The sequence below is a fragment of the Cupriavidus sp. SK-4 genome (genome assembly GCF_000611125.1).
Lineage (GTDB): Bacteria > Pseudomonadota > Gammaproteobacteria > Burkholderiales > Burkholderiaceae > Cupriavidus > Cupriavidus necator.
In genome coordinates this window covers 1-20669 of record NZ_JFJW01000128.1, presented here as the reverse complement: position 1 = coordinate 20669, position 20669 = coordinate 1, and the positions used below count along the sequence as shown (strand labels likewise).

The following is a 20669-nucleotide window of genomic DNA, read 5'->3' as shown; positions in this document are numbered from 1 at the left end:
TTGCCGCTGCCGCCGGTCCAGCTGGTGGTGTTGTTGCCGAACAGGCCCGACCAGTCGCCGTGCACACGGTCGTAGGCCAGCGCCAGGTAGGCGTCGGTGCGCTTGCTGAAGGCGTAGTCGGCGACTGCATAGGCGGTGGTGCGGTTGCCGCTGAAGCCGTCGGCACGGGTGCGGTTGTGCATCACGCTGCCGATCAGCGTGACGTTGCCGGTGACCGGGTAGCTCGCGCCCAGCGTGAAGAAGTCGTCGTGGCGGCTGCCGCCGAAGACCGAGCTGATGGCGGCGCGGTTGGTCGGCGTGGCCGCGGTGGACATGCTGGTGATGGTGGCCGTGTCGGTGCCGCCCTTGGACGAATCGAAGCCCGCGTCGCGGTCGCTGTGGATGTAGTTGGCGAACAGGCTGGCGCGGCCCACTGCGGCCTTCAGGCCGGCCAGGTAGATGCGCGCGGCGCGGCTCTGGCTGTCGCGGGTCTGCTGGAAGTCGCCCACTGCGGAGATGGGGCCGGCGGCGTACCTCACGCCGAACGACATTGACGAGGTCGCGCGGGTGTTGCCCGCGGTTTCGCCCAGCGCGTATTCGGCGATCACTGATACCGGACCGAAGTTGCCGGTGTAGCTGACGGCGTTGTCGTAGCGCTGGCCGGTCAGGTATACCATCCATGCATTGGACGGCGCCGCGCCCACGCCGAGCGGGTCGACGTAGTACAGCATGGTGTTGGCCGTGGTGTACTGCCGGCCCAGCGCCAGCTCGCCCCATTGATTGCCGATCTTCACATACGCCTGGCGCCCGAACAGCTGCCCCTGCTGGTCCAGCTTGCCGGTGTCGGCCAGCAGGCCGTTTTCCAGCACGAAGCCGGCCTTCAGGCCGCCGCCCAGGTCCTCGATGCCCTTCAGGCCGAAGCGGCTGCCCGACAGGAAGCCTTCGCCGCCCTGCTGCAGCCCGATCTGGGCATCGCCCGCCGGGTTCGAATGGGTCTGGTAGGTCAGCGCGGTGTCGATCACGCCGTACAGCGTCACCCCGGACTGCGCCATCGCGGCGGCCGGCAGGCCCAGCAGCAACGGCAGTGCCAGGCGGGCGGCGTGGCGAATGGTGTGGCTCATCTTGTTTTCTCCTCCAAAAGGCAAAAGGGGGCCCGCGCGGGCGGCACGGCGCGGCCCGCGGGGCGGTTTTCTCTTTGTTGTGCCTGGGACCGGCCCGGGTCAGTGCGTCAGCGGCTCAGGGCAGTGCCGCCGGCTCAGGCAGCAAAGCCCGGCCAGTCCTGCATCCCGGCCGGACCGGTGATCTGCGACAGCGGGAAGGTCTCGCCTTCGCGGATGGTTTCGACCTTGCCTTCGGCGGGGAACCACAGCGCATGGCGCTCGCCCAGCACGGTGCCGCGGGTGCCGTCCGAGAACAGCGCCGAACCTTCCGGCAGCGCAAACACCTGCTCCGGCGCGTTGATGTGCAGGAACTCGGCCAGGCGCTCTTCGCGGCTTTCGCCGTTGTGGCCGGCGGGCTTGCCGCTGATGAAGTGCGGGTTGATCTGGAACGGCACCAGCCCCAGCGCGCGCAGCGACGGCGGCTGCACGATGGGCATGTCGTTGGTGGTGCGGATGGTCGGGCAGGCGACGTTGCTGCCGGCGCTCCAGCCCACGTACGGCGTGCCTGCGCGCACCCTGGCGCGGATCGCGTCGACGATGCCGGCGTCGTACATGCGCTTGAGCAGCGCAAAGGTGTTGCCGCCGCCGACCGCGATGGCCTCGGCCTGCTCCACGGCGCGCAACGGGTCGGCGCTATGGTGGATCGATTCCAGCGCGTAGCCCAGCGCCTCGAACACCGGCTTGACCATGCCTTCATAGGTGTCGAAGCTGAAGGTCACGCCGGCGAACGGCACGAACAGCACCTTGCGCGGCTCGCGCCTGAGCAGCGTGTGGATCTGCTCGCCGGCGTGCTCGAGGTAGCCGAGGTTGTCCTTGCGCGAGCTGCTCATCAGGAGGATGCGTTGGGTCATGTCTTGGTTTCCGTCAGGAGAGTCTGGTGAAGTTCAATGCGGGATCAGGCGATCGCGGCGCGGATCAGCGCGGCGACGCGGTCGATCTCTTCATGCGTGTTGAAGTAGTGCAGCGAGACCCGCGCCATGGTGGACACGCCGTAGCGCGCCAGGATGGCGTCGGCCATGAAGTTGCCGGCCTCGATGATGCATTGCTGCGTTTCCAGCGCGGCGACGATGCGCGCCGGGTCCACGCCGCGCACATTGAACGGCACGATGCCGATGCGGTTGGCCACGTCGGCCGGGCCGTACAGTTCGAAGCCGGGGATCGACGCGAATTTCGCCACTGCATACTCGGTCAGGTCGCGCACGCGCGCTTCGATGGCGCCCATGCCGATGGCGGCGGCGTAGTCGATGGCGGTGCCCATGCCGAGGATCGCCGGCACGATCGGGCAGCCAGCCTCGAAGCGCCTGGCGCCAGCGACCAGCGACAGCGCGCCGGTGGCGCGGTCATAGGCGCCGTTCCACCAGCCCACCAGCGCGGGCTCGACCTGCTCGATCAGCGCGCGGCGCACATACAGGAAGCCCGAGCCCTCGGTCGCGCGCAGCGCCTTGCGGCCGCAGCCAGCCAGGAAATCGCAGTCCAGCTCGGCCACGTCCGAGCGCAGCATGCCCACGCTCTGCGCCGCATTGACCAGCGACAGCACGCCATGGCGGCGCGCCACCGCGCAGATCTGCGCGGCCGGCTGCACCGCACCCGTCGAATTGGGCAGGTGCGAGAAGGTGAGCAGGCGCGTGCGCGGGGTCACGGCGGCCTCGAACGCCTCGGGCGAAAGCAGCCCTTCAGCATTGGCCGCGACCATCTTCACGACGATGCCGTGCGATTGCTCCAGCCGGCGCCAGGGCAGCAGGTTGCTCAGCATCTCGGTGTCGGCCACCAGCACTTCGTCACCGGCCTTCCAGTCGATGCCGCGCGCGACGATCGAGATGCTCTCCGTGGCGTTCTTGGTGAAGGCGACTTCGTCGGCGGCGCAGTTGAGCAGCCCGGCCAGCTTGCCGCGCACCGCTTCCACGCGCGCATAGGTCTCCTTGCGGAAGGCCGGCAGGTAGATGCCGACATGGCCGGTATCGAGCAGGTAGCTGCGCACGGTATCGAGCACCGCGTCGGGCGGCAACGAGGCCGCGGCGGTGTCGAGATAGATGGTGGAGGCCGTCAGCGGGGTGTCGGCGCGGATGGCCTGGATGGCTTGGATATCCATGGAACGTCTCGGGTAATGACAGGCGGGACGCGGCGGCCGCGCCCCGAGGTAAGACTCAGTTGCGCACTTACTTGCGCAGCTTGGTGACGGAGCCGAAGAAGCTGAACAGCGCGTCGCCGGCAATCACGCCGCCGGCAAAGGCGCTCATCTCGGCCACGTGCTTGTCGCCGCGCAGGCGCTGCAGCACGAAGCGGATCGCCAGGCCGGCCAGCACGGCCCAGCCGGCCAGCGGCGAGGCAATCAGCATGCCGGTGGAGAGCAGGATGCCAAGCTGGCGCCTGGAGCCGCCGATCAGCTGCAGCAGCGCGCCGGGGATGGCCCAGATCACCAGGTTGCGGGCAATCTCCGCCGACGAGCCCGCCTTGATCGAGGCCGCGTAGACACGGTCCACCGGCGGGATCAGGTTTTGCGCGAAGAAGGTGCCGTGGAACACCAGCACCACCACCGCGGCCACGGCAAAGCCGATCATCGCGGCCAGGAACTGCTGCTTGCGCCCGGCCAGCTCGGCCTCCATGTCGCGGCCTTCGCCACGCAGCAGGTAGCCGGTCTTGAGGTCGTAGCCCATGTCGGCAAAGGCCGGGCCGGTGGCGGCGGAGAAGCCCACCAGCACCGCCAGCGCCGTCGGCGGGAAGCCGATCAGGATGCCGATGGTCAGCGTGATCAGCGCCACCGCGAAGGCCGGGAACCAGCCCGAATGCATCGCCGCGATGCCGACGATCAGCTCATGCACATAGGCGGCAAAGGCGGCATACAGCACGAACACCACCAGCATGCCCAGCGACATGTCAGAGACATGGCCGGCCAGCACCGAGATCAGCAGCGCAATCGCCAGGTAGATCAGGAAACCGCCCGACAGGATGCGGCTGGCGCGCGAGGCCGGGACTTCGATGGTGCGTGCGTCAGCGGCCGGAGCGTAGCGCGCGCGGCGGATTTCATTGGCGACCTGGAACAGCGCGACGATGCCCGCGCCGATCATCAGGCCGTGCGGGATATAGGCCTTGGCGATGTCGATGCCGGTCAGCGCCACCGAATAGCCGCGCACCAGCAGGCCAATGCCGAACATGGTCAGTGCCGCCAGGTTGCCCAGGAAGGCCGCGCCGAACGCGGACATCGGCACGCCCAGCCAGGCGCCGCCCACGCCCACGGCAATGCCCAGCCCCAGGAACGCGGCCTTGCGCCCGCCGCGGTCGCCGGCCCAGATGGCCTCGGCCGTGGCGATGCCGGCCGGCCAGGTGCCGGTGGCGGGGAAGATCCTGCTGCCGAACAGGAAGTACAGCATCGCGCCGTCGACGAACATGGCGATCACCGCGCCGATCAGCATCGGCGTGGCCAGCTCCGGCATGCCCATCGCGTATGGCACGCCGATCGGGATCATCAGCGAGTTGGCGGCGCCGAAGGTGGCCGACGAGATTGCCGTCTGCACCAGGTTCTGCCGCTCCAGCACGCGGAAGCGCCGCGTGATCTCCAGCGGGATGCGCGAGAACACGATCGCGATCAGCGCGCCGATGATCGAGGTGTTGGCCGAGATCCCCAGCGACACGATCAGCTGCATGCCGATCATGGCGCCGAATACCGAAAGCCCCACGGAGACCAGCAGCAGCAAGGGCTCCATGAAGCGTGTCCGTGTTGCAGGCTGTGCCGCCATCGGCCCGTTCAGTTGTGTTGGCATGGTCATGTTGTCCACCGCTCCCCGTAGTGTTGTCTGGTTTTGTCTGTTGTGTGTGATGCCTTGCGCGCGCTCAGCGCATGAAACCCGCCACCGGGCCGATGGTGTTGCGCGCGGTGCGTAGTGCCTCCAGCAAGCGCGGGACCGCCTCGGGCGTCAGGCGCTGCAGCGGGCCGGCGATGGCCAGCGATCCCACCACCGCCTGGGTGTCGCGGTGGCGCAGCGGCAGCGCCAGCCCGGCCACCGTGGCGGCGGATTCCTCGCAGGTGTAGGCCCAGCCGTCGGCGCGGATCTGCGCCAGCCGTGCTTCCGGCTCGGGCGCGTCGCCCGTTACCTGGCGCCGGAACGCTTCCGGCTGGAATGCCAGGATGGCCTTGGCGTGCGCGCCCGCGTCCAGCGCGAAGCGCTGGCCCACTTCGATGGAAAAGCGCAGCTGGTGCTGGCTCTGGGCGATATCCGTGCACAAGCCCTCGCAACCGTCCAGCCACGACAGGAACACGGTCTCGCCGCATTCGCGCGCCAGCGCTTCCAGCGCGGGCTGGACCACCTCGGCCGGCGAAAACGTCTTGCGCATCACTTGTCCCAGCTCGAACCAGCGCAAGCCCAGGCCGTAGCGGCCAAGCGCGTCCTGCACCAGGAAGCCGTTGGCGGCAAAGGTCGCCAGCACGCGGTGCACAACGGCGTGGTGCACGCCGCTGTGGCGCGCCAGTTCGCGCACGCCCCAGCTGGGCTGGCGGGCGGTGAAGTGGGTCAGCAGCGCCAGGGCGCCGTCCAGGGTCTTGAGCATGGCGGGTGGTTGCGTCGACTGCTTGTGTCTCTATATAAGAGACAACGTCTCTGATACAGAGAAATGCTAGGCTTCGGCCCGGCTCTCAACAATCAGGGTTAACGCGGGGCCGGATGGCCGCGCCGGGCGAATGCCGGCGGTGGCAACGGCGGAGCGCCGCCGCCTATACTTGGCGCAGACCGACTGTTACCGGGAGGACGCGCATGGCCGCGGAACACCACGGAACCGGCGGATCCGGCGACGAGGCCACCCGCATCGCCCAGCGCCGCCGCCAGCTCGGCATTGCGCCGCGCGCCGGCGACGGCCAGCGCAACTGGGCCCTGGCGCTGTCCGGCGGCGGCATCCGCAGCGCCACCTTCTGCCTGGGCGTGATGCAGGCGATGGCGGGCACCGCGATGCCCGCCAAGGCGGCAGCGCCGGCCCCCGCGCCGGAGGCCGCGACGCCGGCGGCCGCCACCGCCCCCGCGGCGCAGACCGTGCCGAGCCTGGCCTCGCTGCTGGCGCAGTTCGACTACCTGTCCACCGTCAGCGGCGGCGGCTACCTCGGCGCCTTCTTCGTCAGCCTGTTCGTGCCCGGCCGCCTGGGCCGCGGTGCAGGCCCGGTCCAGGCCGCCACCGACGCCTATCACACGCTGCAATGCGAGCCACCGGGGCGCATCCATACCTCGGTGTCCTACGCCGCCGACCCTGGCCGCGGCGCGGTCGCATGGCTGCGCGAGAACGGCCGCTACCTGTCGCCCACCGGCGCCGGCGACAACCCCTATGCCGCCGCGCTGGTGGTGCGCAACTGGCTGGCCATGCATTTCGTGATCGGCAGCGCGCTGCTGGTGCTGCTGGCTGTGCTGGCGCTCGGGCAACACATTGCGGTGGGGGTTTCCTACGGGTTGGGGCGCTATGAGATGGACCTGCTGCATGACGCGCGCCAGGCCTTCAACCAGGGCGAATGCGCGATCTGGTGGAGCACGCTGCTGTGGCTGCCGCTGGCCACAGCGCTGGCCGGCGCAGTGCCGCCCGGGCTGGCGTACTGGCTGATCTACCCGCGCGCCAACGATCCGCAGGCGACCGCGCGCTTCCTGAGCCCCGCGCCGTTGCTGGCCGCGCTGCTGGGCCTGATGCTGCTGGCCGCGGCGCGCTGGTCGGAATGGCTCGGTTCGGGGCTGGTCATCGGCGAGCTCTTTGCCGCGCTGGGCGTGCTGACGCTGCTGGGCGTGCTGTGGTGCCTGGCGCTGCTGCAGGGCGAGCCGCGCACCGTGGCCGCCTACCGCGTGCGCGCCACGCGCGCACTGCGTGGCGCGCTGACGCTGACCCTGTGGCTGGCGGCGCTGGGTATTGCCGACACCGTCGCACGCACCGCTTACCTGTTTGCTCACCAGGCCCACCACCAGTGGGGCGCGGCGCTGCCCGCAACCGTGCTGGGCGTGCTGGTCTGGCTGGTGCACTACGGCTCACGCTGGCTCGATGCCGGCCGCAAGGGCAGCGCCGACACGCCCTGGCGCGCGCTGTGCGCGCGGCTGCCGGTGTCGCTGCTGGCGGGCGCGGCCGCGGCGGTGCTGGCGCTGCTGTTGTTCGTGCTGTGGTCGTGGCTGGTGCTGTGGGTGCGCTGGGACGGGCGCGAGCCGGTCGACTGGCTGGTGTTCGGCAACGCCTATACCGGCCCGGCGCTGGCCACGCTCACCGTGGTGAGCCTGGTGCTGGCGCTGGTGGCGGGGCGCTTCTCAGGTTTCCTGAACCTGTCGACGCTGCAGCCGTTCTACGCGGCACGGCTCACGCGCGCGTTCCTGGGCGCGTCCAACGGGGAGCGCTTCGCGCCCCCCGACCCGAGTGCCGACCGCGACGGCAGCCAGCGCGCCCGCTTCAGCGTGGCCGAGCCCGTGCCCGGCGACCAGCTCAGCCTGAACGCGTACTACGATCCGCGCGTGCTGGCGCCGCTGCACCTGATCAACGTCACGCTGAACCTGACCGTCGATCCGGCCGCGCAACTGGTGCAGCGCGACCGCAAGGGCATGCCGCTGTGCCTGGCACCCGGACCCTGCGTGGCGCAGGCCGGCACGGCGGCGGCGCTGCCGCCGGACGCCTACGCGCGCTTCACCATCGACGGCTGGGCTTGCTGCCCGGATGTGTCCTGGCCGTCGTCGGGCAAGCTGGCCGAATCGCGCACCGTGGGCGACTGGATTGCGATCTCGGGCGCGGCGGTGTCCACCGGGCTGGGGCGCGCGACCACGCTGGGCACCTCGCTGCTGCTCGGCCTGGCGAACCTGCGGCTGGGCACATGGTGGCCGTCGTATCCGGCCAGCCACGCGCGCGAAGGCGGGCGCCGGGGCCGCGCGCGGCGCCATCCGGAACGCGCCACGCATCCGTGGCTGGCCGCGGGCATCGCGCTGTTCCGCACGCAGTACTACCTGGGCTGCGAACTGAGCGCGCGCTTTCACGGCACGCGGCGCGGCTGGCAGTATCTGTCCGATGGCGGGCATTTCGACAACACCGGCGTGTACGAGCTGCTGCGCCCGGGCCGCGATGTCTCGCTGATCGTGCTGTGTGATTGCGGGGGCGACCCCGACTACCGCTTCGGCGACCTGGCCAACCTGATCCGGCTGGCGCGCATCGACCATGGGCTGGAGATCGTGGTCGATACCGAGGCTGCCACCACCCACCCGGTGCTGAGCCGGGTCTTCGGCGTACCGGATGATTTCCTGCCGGGCGCGCCGACCGGCGACAAATGCGCGGTGCTGCTCAACGTCTTTCGCACCGGCCCGGAGTGCGGGGCGCCACGCGCGCGCACCTGCCGCATCGTGCTGCTCAAGCCGCGGCTGGTGTCATGGGCGCCGGCCGACGTGCGCCACTACGGCGCGACCCATCCCGCGTTTCCGCAGGAGGCCACCGGCGACCAGTTTTTCGATGAGGCGCAATGGGAGAGCTATCGCGCGCTGGGCCATGCGATCGGCCAGCGCGTGCTGGGCGGGGCCGTGGGCAAGGCCTTGCTGGTGTGAGGGGGCCGCGCGTCAGCGCACGAAGCCGATGACGTCTTCCAGCCGCCCGCTGGCATCGCGCAGCGCCTCCAGCAGGCGCGGCACCGCGGCTTGGTCCAGCCGCTGCTGCGGCCCGGCGATGGCGACCGAGCCCACCACCGCGCTGCGGTCGCGCGACCACAGCGGCAACGCCAGTCCGGCCACGCTGGCGGCGGCTTCCTCGCGCGTGTGGGCCCAGCCGCGTTCGCGCACCTCGGCCAGCTGCTGCTCGATGCGCTCGCGGTCCAGCGTCGTGTGGGGGGCCATGCGCGCCAGTCCCTGGCGGTATACCTCATCGCGAAAGGCATCGTCCTGAAAGGCCAGCATGGCCTTGGCATGCGCGCCCGCATAGAGCGGAAAGCGCTCGCCCAGCTCGATCGAAAAGCGCAGCTGGTGCTGGCTCTGCACCAGTCCCACGCACAGGCCCTCATGGCCATCGAGCCAGGACAGGAACACGGTCTCGCCGCTTTGCGCGGCAAGCTTTTCCAGTACCGGGCGCACGATCTCGTCGGGCGAGAAGCTCTTGCGCACCACCTGTCCAAGCTCGAACAACCGCAGTCCCAGTGAATACTTGCCGGTGGCCGCGTCCTGCACCAGGAAGCCGTTGGCGGCAAACGTGGCCAGCACGCGGTGCACCACGGCGTAGTGCACGCCGCTGTGCTTGGCCAGCTCGCGCACGCCCCAGGTCGGCTGGCGCACGGTGAAGTGGGTCAGCAGGGCCAGCGCACCGTCCAGTGTCTTGAGTGTCATCGCTTGTTCCTTCGCATCGGGCTGCATGGTACGGGCAAGCGCGGCGCGACTCAATCTTTCGTGCCCCCGACTATACCCACGCCGCCCGAAGGGCCGCGATCAGGCCGCCAGCACGATCGCGCCTGGGTCTCTAAGATAGCGAGCCATACGCATTGCCCGCGTGCGGCACCAGCCGCCCGCCATCCTCCATATGAATCACGACTCTATCCCCAACGGCGCAGGCGTTGCCTGGTCCGTGCTGGACCTGGCCCCCATCCCTGAAGGCAGCGATGCCGGCCAGGCCATGCGCAACTCGCTCGACCTGGCCCGCCATGCCGAGCAACTGAGCTACCACCGCTACTGGCTGGCCGAGCATCACAACATGCCAGGCATTGCCAGCGCCGCCACCGCCGTGCTGATCGGCTATGTCGCCAACGGCACCAGGACCATCCGCGTGGGCTCGGGCGGCGTGATGCTGCCCAACCATTCGCCGCTGGTGATCGCCGAGCAGTTCGGCACGCTGGCCTCGCTCTACCCGGGCCGCATCGACCTGGGCCTGGGCCGCGCGCCCGGCACCGACCAGGCCACCGCGCGCGCCTTGCGCCGCCACCTGTCGGCCGACAGCGCCGATACCTTCCCGCAGGACGTGGAAGAACTGCAGGGCTATTTCGACGACGTGCGCCCCGGCCAGCGCCTGCGCGCGGTGCCCGGCGCAGGGCTCAAGGTGCCGATCTGGTTGCTGGGTTCGAGCCTGTTCAGCGCGCAGCTGGCCGCGGCGATGGGCCTGCCGTTCGCCTTTGCCTCGCACTTTGCGCCGGGCTTCATGCGCCAGGCGGTGGACCTGTACCGGCGCACCTTCCGGCCCTCCGAAGCGCTGGACCGGCCCTATGTGATGCTGGGCCTGAACGTGTTCGCGGCCGAGACCGGCGACCAGGCGCGCCGCCTGTTCAGCTCGCTGCAGCAGCAGTTCCTGGCGCTGGTGCGCGGCACTCCGGGGCAGCTGCGCGCGCCGGTGGATGATATCGAATCGCTGTGGACCGAGAGCGAGGCCGACCATATCCGCCGCTCGCTGGCATGCTCCGTGGTGGGCGACCCCGACGCCGTGCGTGCCGGCATGCAGCGTTTTGTCGATGACCTGCGCCCGGACGAGCTGATGCTGGCCGGCCAGATCCACGATCACCAGGCGCGCCTGCGCTCGTTCGCCATCGCCGCCGATGCGGCGCGCAGCCTGAAGACCTCATCGGCGCTCTGAGCGCCTGCGATGCTCCGGTATGGCGTGCGCCGCACTTGTGGCGCGCGCCCATGAGCGCGCCTCCCCTAATCCTGTTTGCGCACCGCCGATCCGCTCGGATACATTAGAAGGCCCGAGACACAGAGGCACGGCTCCCGCAGCACGCGCCCGACAGTCCGCCCGATCCACCACCCCATTCATCGCCCATGGGGCCGACGGCAGCGACGACAGGAGACAACGATGGACCTGCGGCAACGCGAGCACATCGAGACGGTGGTCCAGGCCACCACATACCTTGCCCCGCCGGCCGTGCTTGCGGACCGGATCGCGCACGACGCCATCATCCAGAACTCATGGCGCCGCTGCGTGCACCAGTACGGCCTGGATCCGTCGCGCATGCAGGAGGCGCGCATCCTGCCGCAGCCGCGCCTGCGCGAACACCAGGAACGTATCGACGACTTCGCGCGCATCGCGCGCCACGGCCTGCAGAGCCTGTATGGGCAGGTGGCGGGCCTGGGCTATGTGGTGCTGCTGACCGATGCGCAGGGCGTGACCGTCGACTATATCGGCGAAGCCCGCAGCGATGCCGCGCTGCGCCACGCGGGCCTGTACCTGGGCGCCGAGTGGAGCGAGAGCGGCGCCGGCACCTGCGCGGTCGGCACCGCCCTGGCCACGGGCCAGGCGCTGACGGTGCACCAGGCCGACCATTTCGACGCCACCCATATCCCGCTGACCTGCACCGCCGCGCCGCTGTTCGACACGCACGGCAACCTGCACGCCATCCTCGACATCTCCGCGCTGACCTCGCCCCAGGCCAAGGACAGCCAGGGGCTGGCGCTGCAGATGGTGCGCATCTACGCCGCGCATATCGAGAACGCCAACTTCCTGCGCGCGCACCGCCGCGACTGGATCCTGAAGCTGAACGTGGCGCCGGAGTTCGTCGACGTCAATCCCGAATACCTGCTGGCGCTGGACGAGGCGGGCCGCATCGTCGGCCATAACCACCGCGCCAGGCTGATGCTGGAGGGCGAGCTGGGTGGCGCACCGGGCGCCACCGTGCTGGGCCAGCGGTTCGAGACGCTGTTCGACGCGCGCCTGGAAGACCTGGGCCACTATGTCTACTCGCGCCCGAGCGAGCAGCGCCTGGTGGCGCTGACCCGCAGCGGCGGCCTGCTGTACCTGAGCGTGCTGCCGCCCGCGCTGCGCGGGGGGGCGCCGCCCGCCGAAACGCAGGCGGCGATGCCGGATGCCCTGGCGGCGCTGACCGGCGGCGATGCCGCGCTGCAGCAGCAGTTGCAGCGCGCGGCGCGCCTGGTCGATTCGCCCATCAACCTGCTGATCCACGGCGAGACCGGCAGCGGCAAGGAGTTCCTGGCCAAGGCGCTGCATCTTGCCAGCGCGCGCCGCGGCGGGCCGTTCGTAGCGGTGAACTGCGCGGCGATCCCTGAAACCCTGATTGAAAGCGAATTGTTCGGGCACCTGCCCAACAGCTTCTCCGGCGCAGGCCCGCGCGGCAAGCGCGGCCTGATCCAGGAGGCCGACGGCGGCACGCTGTTCCTGGACGAGATCGGCGACATGCCGCGCGAGCTGCAGTCGCGGCTGCTGCGCGTGCTGGCAGAGGGCGAAGTGCTGCCTGTCGGCGCCGCGCGGCCGGTGCCGGTGCGGCTGCGGGTCATCTCCGCCACGCACCACAGCCTGGAGCAGCTGGTGGCCGACGGGCGCTTCCGCGAAGACCTGTACTACCGCCTCAACGGCGCGCGCTTTACGCTGCCGCCGCTGCGTGCGCGCACCGACCTGGACTGGCTGGTCCGCAAGCTGCTGCAGGAAGGGGGCGCAGAAGGCAGCGAAATTACGCTGTCGCCCGCGGCACGCGAGCGGCTGCACCGCCACCGCTGGCCCGGCAACCTGCGCGAACTGCGCAACGTGCTGGAGTACGCGCGCGCGGTCTGCGCCGACGGCTATATCGATGTACCGGACCTGCCTGACAGCCTGGCGGGACCTGCACCGTCCGCCGCCCTGCCGCAGCCAGGGCCCGCCCAGTCACCCGCTGCCGCACCGTTCGACCCGCACCAGTTGCCGCCGGAAGGCATGCTGCTGATGCAATACCTGCGCGCCTCCGGCTGGAACCTGAGCGCGGTGGCGCGGCAGATTGGCGTCAGCCGCATGACGCTGTACCGGCGCATGGAGCGCTACGGCATCCAGTCGCCCAACCGGCGCGACGGCGGCCCGGAGTCCACCGACGCATAAGCCGGCAGGCAGCACGGCGCACGTGCGCCATCCGTGCGATACGGTTGTCCATCCCCTGTACACCTGCGCTGTGACACCTGTCACAGCGCAGCGTCGTTTTTGCCCTTCCGCCTCGGGGTAATCCCTCGGATCCGACCTCGCTGACGCCCCGATTTCCCCTGTTTTCCCTGCCTGCGCGCACTGGCACAGCCATTGCAAATACGCCTGGCAAGACAACGACAACAGGAGACAGGCAATGGGGCACGCAGCAGGCGCCAGCGCGCAGATCGCGCCAGTGGTCGGCATCATCGCCAACCCGATTTCCGCGCGCGACATCCGCCGCGTGATCGCCAACGCCAATAGCCTGCAGCTGGCCGACCGCGTCAATATCGTGCTGCGCCTGCTGGCCGCGCTGGCGTCCTGCGGCGTGGAGCGCGTGCTGATGATGCCCGACCGCGAAGGCCTGCGCGTCATGCTGGCGCGGCACCTGGCACGCCGGCAGGGGCCGGACTCGGGCCTGCCCGCAGTCGACTACCTTGACATGCCGGTCACCGCGCGCGTTGACGACACCCTGCGCGCCGCGCGCTGCATGGCCGATGCGGGCGTGGCCGCCATCATCGTGCTTGGGGGCGACGGCACGCACCGCGCGGTGGTGCGCGAGTGCGGCGCGGTGCCGATCGCGGGCCTGTCGACCGGCACCAACAATGCCTACCCCGAAATGCGCGAGCCCACCATCATCGGGCTGGCCACCGGCCTCTATGCCACGGGCCGCATTCCCCCTGCGCAGGCGCTGGCGTCGAACAAGCGGCTCGACATCGTCATCCGCGACGGCAACGGCGGCTTTCGCCGCGATATTGCGCTGGTGGATGCGGTGATCTCGCATGAGCACTTCATCGGCGCGCGCGCCTTGTGGAAGACCGACACGCTTGCTGCCGTCTACGTGTCCTTTGCCGACCCCGAGGCCATCGGCCTGTCATCCATCGCCGGGCTGCTGGAGCCGGTGGGCCGGCGCGAAGAGGGCGGCCTCGCGATCGAACTGGCCGCGCCTGGCGAAGGCGAATTCGACCTGTGCGCGCCGATCGCACCCGGCCTGATGTGCACCGTGCCGGTGGCCGGCTGGCAGCGGCTCGAGCACGGCCGGCCCCATCGCGTGCGCCAGCGCAGCGGCATTGTCGCGCTGGACGGCGAGCGCGAACTGGCCTTCGGCCCGGACGACGAAGTCACCGTCACCCTGCATGACCACGCCTTTCGCAGCATCGACGTCGCGGCCTGCATGCGCCATGCCGCGCGCCACCACCTGATGCGCCGCCTGCCGCAGCCCGCCGCGGCGGGATGACGCGCGGGCACCGCGTCCGCCCGCTTTTCCCCTTTCTTGAAGTGCAACACCTGAAAACGAAGGAGACAGACATGACAGCCAGAGCTTCTCAAGATTCCGCCGCGCTGCCGCTCGACAAGGAGACGTTGCTGACGGTGTACCGGAAGATGCGCACCATCCGCGATTTCGAAGAACGCCTGCACGTGGACTTCGGGCGCGGCGACATCCCGGGCTTCGTCCACCTGTACGCGGGCGAGGAAGCGGCGGGCGTCGGCATCCTGCACCACCTGAACGATGGCGACCGCATCGCCAGCACGCACCGCGGCCACGGCCACTGCATTGCCAAGGGCGTCGATCCGGTGGCGATGATGAAGGAGATCTACGGCAAGAAGGGCGGCTCGTGCAACGGCAAGGGCGGCTCGATGCATATCGCCGACCTGTCCAAGGGCATGATGGGCGCCAACGGCATCCTGGGCGCGGGCGCGCCGCTGATCTGCGGCGCCGCGCTGGCGGCCAAGTTCCGCGGCAAGGGCGAGGTCGGCATCACCTTCTGCGGCGACGGCGCCTCCAACCAGGGCACCTTCCTGGAAAGCCTGAACCTGGCCGCGGTCTGGAACCTGCCGGTGATCTTCGTGATCGAGAACAACGGCTATGCCGAATCGACCTCGCGCGATTACGGCACCGCGGTGGACAGCTACGTGGACCGCGCCGCCGGCTTCGGCATCCCGGGCGTGACGGTGGACGGCACTGACTTCTTCGCCGTCCATGAAGCGGCCGGCGAAGTGATCCGGCGCGCGCGCGAAGGCGGCGGGCCGTCGCTGCTCGAATGCAAGATGGTCCGCTTCTACGGCCATTTCGAGGGCGATGCGCAAACCTACCGCGCCGCCGGCGAACTCGACGACATCCGCGCCAACAAGGATTGCCTGAAGCTGTTTGGCCGCGCCGTGACCCAGGCCGGCGTGGTCGCGCGCGAAGAACTCGACGCGATCGACCGCGAGGTCGCCGCGCTGATCGAGCATGCCGTGCAGGAGGCCAAGGCCGCGCCGCAGCCGGGTCCCGAAGACCTGCTCACCGACGTCTACGTCAGCTACTGATCCGCCACGCGCTAACCCAATATCAGGAGACAAACCATGGCTCGCAAACTGAGCATCAAGCTGGCGATCAACGAGGCGATCGACCAGGAAATGACCCGCGACCCCAGCGTCATCATGCTGGGCGAAGACATCGTCGGCGGCGCCGGCGCGGACGGCGAGAAGGACGCCTGGGGCGGCGTGCTGGGCGTGACCAAGGGCCTGTACGCCAAGCACGGCGACCGCCTGCTGGACACGCCGCTGTCTGAATCCGCTTACGTGGGCGCCGCCATCGGCGCCGCGGCCTGCGGCATGCGCCCGATCGCCGAGCTGATGTTTATCGATTTCATGGGCGTTTGCTTCGACCAGATCTTCAACCAGGCGGCCAAGTTCCGCTACATGTTCGGCGGCAAGGCCGAGACCCCGGTGGTGATCCGCGCGATGGTCGGCGCGGGCTTTCGCGCGGCCGCGCAGCACAGCCAGATGCTGACGCCGCTGTTCACGCATATCCCCGGGCTGAAGGTGGTGTGCCCGTCCACGCCATACGACACCAAGGGCCTGCTGATCCAGGCGATCCGCGACAACGACCCGGTGATCTTCTGCGAGCACAAGAACCTGTACGGCCTGGAAGGCGAGGTGCCAGAAGGCGCCTACGCGATCCCGTTCGGCGAGGCCAATATCGTGCGCGACGGCAAGGATGTGTCGATCGTGACCTATGGGCTGATGGTGCATCGCTCGCTCGAAGCAGCCGCCACGCTGGCGAAGGAGGGCATCGAGGCGGAAGTGATCGACCTGCGCACGCTCTCGCCGCTGGACATGGACACCGTGCTGGAATCGGTCGAGAACACCGGCCGCCTAGTGGTCGTGGACGAGGCCAGCCCGCGCTGCAATATCGCCACCGATATCTCGGCGCAGGTCGCGCAGCAGGCCTTCGGCGCGCTCAAGGCCGGCATCGAGATGGTGTGCCCGCCGCATACGCCGGTGCCGTTCTCGCCGACGCTGGAGGACCTGTATATCCCCAGCGCCGCGCAGATCGTGGCCGCCGCGCGCAAGACCATGAAGGGAGGCAAGCACTGATGGCAACCGAAATTTCCCCCACGATTGTCCCGATCGTGATGCCCAAGTGGGGCCTGTCGATGAAGGAAGGCACGGTCAATGCCTGGCTGGTCGACGAAGGCACCGAGATTACCGTGGGCCTGCCGATCCTCGACGTGGAAACCGACAAGATCGCCAATGCGGTGGAGGCGCCCGACGCGGGCACGCTGCGCCGCAAGGTGGCGCAGGCCGGCGACGTGCTGCCGGTGAAAGCGCTGCTGGGCGTGCTGGCACCTGCGGAGGTGAGCGATGCGCAAATCGATGACTATGTCGCGGCTTATGAAACGCCGGCGGACGACGCTGGCGAAGAAGACGCCGCTGCCGCGTACCAGTTTGCCGACGTCGACGGCATCCGGGTCCGCTATGCCCGCAAGGGTGGCGGCGCCGAAACCGTGCTCTTCATCCACGGATTTGGCGGAGACCTGGACAACTGGCTGTTCAACCTCGATCCCCTGGCCGACGCGTACACCGTGGTGGCGCTCGACCTGCCCGGCCACGGACAGTCGTCGCCGCGGCTCGCGGGCACGACGCTGGCGCAGATAGCCGGCTTTGTAGCGCGCTTCATGGACGAGACCGGAATCGAGGCGGCGCATGTGGTCGGCCATTCGATGGGTGGCGGCGTGGCGGCGCAACTGGCTGTGGATGCACCGCAGCGGGTGCTGTCGGTGGCACTGGTGTCGCCGGTGGGCTTTGGCGACGCCGTCAACAGCGGCTATACCGAAAGTTTCGTCAGTGCCCAGTCCCGGCGTGAGCTCAAGCCCGTGGTCGAACTGCTGTTCGCCGATGCCGGGCTGGTCAGCCGCCAGATGCTGGACGACCTGCTGCGCTACAAGCGGCTGGACGGCGTCACCGAGGCGCTGACGGCGCTGGGGCAGGGACTCTTCGGCGGCGGCCGCCAGAGCGAGCAGCCTGGCCAGCGGCTGGCCGGCAGCGGCAAGCGCGTGCTGGTGGTGTGGGGCGGTCAGGACCAGATCATCCCGGCCGCACACGCTGAAGCCGCGCCGCCGGGAGCAACCGTCAAGGTTTTCGCCGATGCTGGCCACATGAGCCAGATGGAGAAGGCCAATGACTTCAACGCGCTGCTGAAGAAGCACCTGGCCGGCTGATGCCGCGCTCGGATGGCGCCGCCCGAGGGCGCCATCCGCTCGGCCAGCTTGCCTTGTTCGAATTCAAGACAGGACACCTCATGACTACAGACCTGAAGACCCGCCTGACCGAGATCAACAAGCAATTCGGTGCGCTCGGCCAGGCCCAGCCCGCCGCCATGAGCGCCTTCCAGGGCGTGATGAAGGCCGCCACGCAGGACGGCAGCCTGCCCGCCGCCGTCAAGGAACTGATTGCCGTCGCGCTCGCGGTGCAGAAGGGCTGCGACGACTGCGTGCTGTTCCACACCAGCCAGGCGCTGCGCCATCGCGCCACGCGCGAGCAGCTGGCCGAAGTGCTGGCCATCAATATCGAGATGGGCGGCGGACCCGGCGCCATGTATGCGTCGAAGGCGCTGGCGTACTTCGATGCGCTCAACGCCTAGCCTTGCTAGACTCGGCACGTTGCCATGCGGAGGCTGGTGCCATCCCATGCCGTTTGAATTTGTCGATGTGGCCCATGCCGGGCAGGCGGGCAGCGACCCGCTGCAGGATGAGCTGGCCTTGCTCGACCTCGCGGCACAGGGCCGGCAGGTTGCGCAGTTGTGGGAGGCGCCGCTGTCGCTGGTGGTGCCGCGCACCTACCTGCGCCACGCGGCGCTGGAAACTGCGCGCGCCGACTTCGCGCAGCAGGGATGCCCGGTGTTCCTGCGCATGTCGGGCGGCGGGCTTGTGCCGCAGGGCCCCGGCATCCTCAACCTGAGCCTGGCCTACACAGTGGCACAGCCGCCGGGCGCGCGCAGCGACGCGGTCTACCTGCACTTGTGCGAGGTCATCGGCGACGCGCTGCAAGCGCTGGGCGTCGACACGCACTGGCAGGCGGTGGCCGGCTCCTTCTGCGACGGCCGCTTCAACCTAGCCTGGGGCCCGCCCGAAGCCGCGCGCAAGATCGCCGGCACGGCGCAGTACTGGCGGCGCGCACCCGCGGCCATGCAAGCGCCCGACGGGCAGCGCCACCTGGTGCTGGCCCATGCGGTGCTGCTGGTCAGCGCCGACCCCGTGCAGATCAACGCGCGCGCCAATGCGTTCGAAGCGGCCATCGACAGCGGCCGGCGCTATGAGGCGGGCAAGGTCGTCAGCGTACGCGAGGCATTGTTGGCCAGCGGCCGCGTGGTCGATGACGACGCCGCGCTGATGGCGCAGGTATCGGATGCGCTGCTGCGAAGCGTCGGACAGACGCCGCCACCGGCGTAGCCGCTAGACCGGGAGGCGCCAATTGGCGATCCCCAAAAAAATCGCGGCCCACGCGGGGCCGCTAAAAATCGGGAATGCGAGGCGTGTCAGATGCCTCAGGAGACGTTATCGGCACAGTGTGGGCCACCGAGACCCCACTTCGGTGGGGTCTATCGAGCACAGTCATGGAGGCGAGTGATCGCTTACGCGATCAGGTAGGCGGAGTGCGGGTCCGGCCGGATGGCAGTGCGCAGCTTGCGCACGCTGGCTTCCAGTTCGGCATGGGCGGCATCGAGCCAGGCCACGCGATGGCGCACCGGGTCCTTGGCCGACAGGTCGCTGGCGGCGATCTCGCGCAGGAAGTAGCGCACCATGCTGCCGGCGCGCGCCGGCACTGGCATCATCCCCAGCAGTTGATGCTTCGCCAGTAGCCGGCGGCTGACTGCATGCCGCAGCCCTGCCCAGGCGGTGCGGCCCAGCGCGATGTACAGCGCATCCGTGCGCATCTGCCGCACGGCGCCCAGGAACTGCGCTTCGTATACCTCGCGCAGCATCGGTGTCTCCAGCAGTTCTTCCAGCGGTCCGTCGAACGCCAGTCCGCGCCGCGTGGTGGCATGCGGCAGCAAGGCAAGCGGTTGCAGGCGCTCGAACCCATCGTTCCACAATGCCGCGGCGTGCGGCAGGCCGACCAGTTCGGGCACCCGGAAGTGGTCGAGCATGCGGATCAGGTTGGGCCGCACCAGCTTGCCGCCCAGTTCGACGCGCCGCTTGTTCTCGCGCTGGATCACGCGGCCGGGCGCATGGGCGCGCATCAGTTCTTCGGTGACGGCGGCGGCCAGCCGCACATGGGCGTGGCCGGGCGTGGTGCTGACCAGCACCAGGGGGGCCTGCGTGTTCAGGTATTCGCAGGGCACGTAGTGCATGGCGTACGTGCCGTCCTGTGCCACCACAACCGGTTTGGCGATCACGCCGACTGCGCCCGCAAGCCGAACCTGCGCGCAATACGCTTCGATGAAGTTGGTCAAGGAATCCCCCCGCTCGCTTCGATGTATCGGCGCTTTCTGTTGGCGCCTTCTACTTGTTCTGCTTTCCGTTCATGGTAAGCCTGCGGTGCATGACAGATAAAGCGCGCGGCGCCGGTTTGCCCGGAATGCGACGAAACCTTGGTGGGCCAGCCAACACACCGCGGCAGGATGCCCCTCGAACGGGTGGGGCACGCGCCTGCTCCACGCCAGGTACGGTATCGCACCACGTGCGTCAGGACGATGACATCAGGCAGGAGGGAATCGGCCGGAACGGGGCCGCCGCGACTGTTGGTCGCCGGAAAGAAAAGACCGGACACGTGCGTGTCCGGTGAACCCATTTGCTGACTCAGGACGTGTCACAGCCCGAGAATTCAAATGATAACGATTATCATTTGAATCGACAATAGTAAAGGGCGCGATCTTGCCGGGTGGGGTCAGGCGATCGAAGTCTGAATGGAAAACTGTCCCGACAAGGTCTTGTGCACCGGGCAGCGGTTCGCCACGCGGAGCAGGTCATCCAGGATCTGGGGCGTGAGCTCTCCGCTGACCTTGACCTGGCGGTTCATGGTGTAGGTCCCGTTGGCCTCTTCATGACCGACCGATACATGGACTTCAGTGATGGCGTAGCCCTTGCGTTTGGCGTACAGCTGCAAAGTCAGCGTGGTGCAGGCGGCCAGGGCCGAATCCAGCAGGTCATGCGGGTTCGGGTATTGGGTGTCACCGCCGGCAGATGCATCCAGGTCGGCCTGCCACTCGGCAGTCCCGTTGGTCAGGTGGCAGATGCTGTTGCCCTGGCTTGGTTGCCAGGTCGCTTGGATAGTCATCAAACGTCCCCATCTATAAAGAGCGGCCCGGTGGGCCGGAACAGCCATTCTATAAGCAGCGCCCGACGAGAGCTGAAGTGGCTTGGAGTGCCTTTTTTAGGCGGGTTGGCTTTTTTTCGAAGAACCCCTTGCCAACCCCGCTGCGGTCACTTA

17 protein-coding genes are annotated in these 20669 nt (G+C 68.9%); 9 read left to right on the top strand and 8 right to left on the bottom strand.

Annotation, left to right across the window (positions count from 1 at the left end):
- From CF68_RS26505 to CF68_RS26485, 5 genes are all read right to left on the bottom strand, one after another.
- The coding region (locus CF68_RS26505) for a porin (protein WP_035824703.1) at positions 1-1100 on the bottom strand (1100 nt) is incomplete at its 3' end.
- Positions 1101-1234: 134 nt separating this feature from the next.
- Positions 1235-1990, bottom strand: coding sequence for a dipeptidase PepE (gene pepE, locus CF68_RS26500; RefSeq protein ID WP_035824700.1), 756 nt, complete (start codon positions 1988-1990; stop codon positions 1235-1237).
- 44 nt (positions 1991-2034) lie between these two features.
- A complete protein-coding gene (locus CF68_RS26495; RefSeq protein WP_035824698.1) occupies positions 2035-3228 on the bottom strand; it encodes an aminotransferase class V-fold PLP-dependent enzyme in 1194 nt (397 codons plus the stop codon).
- Positions 3229-3295: 67 nt separating this feature from the next.
- Positions 3296-4903, bottom strand: a complete 1608-nt coding sequence (locus tag CF68_RS26490; protein WP_035824696.1) for an OPT/YSL family transporter — start codon at positions 4901-4903, stop codon at positions 3296-3298.
- Between the two features lie 64 nt (positions 4904-4967).
- Positions 4968-5681 carry an IclR family transcriptional regulator gene (locus tag CF68_RS26485; RefSeq protein WP_035824694.1) on the bottom strand — a complete coding sequence of 238 codons (714 nt, stop codon included), beginning with the start codon at positions 5679-5681 and terminating at the stop codon, positions 4968-4970.
- A gap of 203 nt (positions 5682-5884) precedes the next feature.
- Here CF68_RS26485 and CF68_RS26480 point away from each other — a divergent pair, with 203 nt between their 5' ends.
- Entirely contained in the window at positions 5885-8668 is a 2784-nt protein-coding gene (locus CF68_RS26480; protein WP_035824692.1) for a hypothetical protein, read from the top strand.
- Positions 8669-8680: 12 nt separating this feature from the next.
- On the opposite strand, the gene CF68_RS26475 is transcribed toward CF68_RS26480, so the two are convergent.
- Complete coding sequence (locus CF68_RS26475) at positions 8681-9436, bottom strand: IclR family transcriptional regulator (protein WP_035824690.1); 756 nt, start codon at positions 9434-9436, stop codon at positions 8681-8683.
- Positions 9437-9626: 190 nt separating this feature from the next.
- Between CF68_RS26475 and CF68_RS26470 the strand changes: the two genes are divergently transcribed.
- The 8 genes from CF68_RS26470 (at position 9627) to CF68_RS26435 (ending at position 18688) form a co-directional block, all read left to right on the top strand.
- Positions 9627-10667 carry an LLM class flavin-dependent oxidoreductase gene (locus CF68_RS26470; RefSeq protein WP_035824687.1) on the top strand — a complete coding sequence of 347 codons (1041 nt, stop codon included), beginning with the start codon at positions 9627-9629 and terminating at the stop codon, positions 10665-10667.
- 219 nt (positions 10668-10886) lie between these two features.
- The gene (locus tag CF68_RS26465) at positions 10887-12893 is read left to right on the top strand and encodes a sigma-54-dependent Fis family transcriptional regulator (RefSeq protein ID WP_035824684.1); all 2007 of its coding nucleotides are present in this window, start codon (positions 10887-10889) and stop codon (positions 12891-12893) included.
- 235 nt (positions 12894-13128) lie between these two features.
- Positions 13129-14208, top strand: coding sequence for an ATP-NAD kinase family protein (locus CF68_RS26460; protein WP_035824682.1), 1080 nt, complete (start codon positions 13129-13131; stop codon positions 14206-14208).
- A gap of 71 nt (positions 14209-14279) precedes the next feature.
- Entirely contained in the window at positions 14280-15281 is a 1002-nt protein-coding gene (locus CF68_RS26455) for a thiamine pyrophosphate-dependent dehydrogenase E1 component subunit alpha (RefSeq protein ID WP_035824681.1), read from the top strand.
- 36 nt (positions 15282-15317) lie between these two features.
- On the top strand, positions 15318-16334 hold the full coding sequence (locus CF68_RS26450) for an alpha-ketoacid dehydrogenase subunit beta (RefSeq protein WP_035824679.1): 1017 nt from the start codon (positions 15318-15320) through the stop codon (positions 16332-16334).
- Positions 16334-17458, top strand: coding sequence for an acetoin dehydrogenase dihydrolipoyllysine-residue acetyltransferase subunit (locus tag CF68_RS26445; protein ID WP_035824676.1), 1125 nt, complete (start codon positions 16334-16336; stop codon positions 17456-17458). The genes CF68_RS26450 and CF68_RS26445 overlap by 1 nt, the downstream gene beginning before the upstream one ends.
- 80 nt (positions 17459-17538) lie before the next feature.
- Positions 17539-17880 (top strand): carboxymuconolactone decarboxylase family protein, encoded by a 342-nt coding sequence (locus CF68_RS26440; protein WP_035824708.1) that lies wholly within the window; start codon positions 17539-17541, stop codon positions 17878-17880.
- A gap of 46 nt (positions 17881-17926) precedes the next feature.
- A complete protein-coding gene (locus CF68_RS26435; protein ID WP_035824674.1) occupies positions 17927-18688 on the top strand; it encodes a lipoate--protein ligase family protein in 762 nt (253 codons plus the stop codon).
- Positions 18689-18870: 182 nt separating this feature from the next.
- Here the strand turns inward: CF68_RS26435 and CF68_RS26430 are convergent, their stop codons facing one another.
- Entirely contained in the window at positions 18871-19692 is an 822-nt protein-coding gene (locus CF68_RS26430; protein ID WP_035824672.1) for a hypothetical protein, read from the bottom strand.
- A 434-nt stretch (positions 19693-20126) separates the two neighbouring features.
- A complete protein-coding gene (locus CF68_RS26425) occupies positions 20127-20516 on the bottom strand; it encodes an OsmC family protein (RefSeq protein ID WP_035824670.1) in 390 nt (129 codons plus the stop codon).
- Positions 20517-20669: the final 153 nt, after the last annotated feature.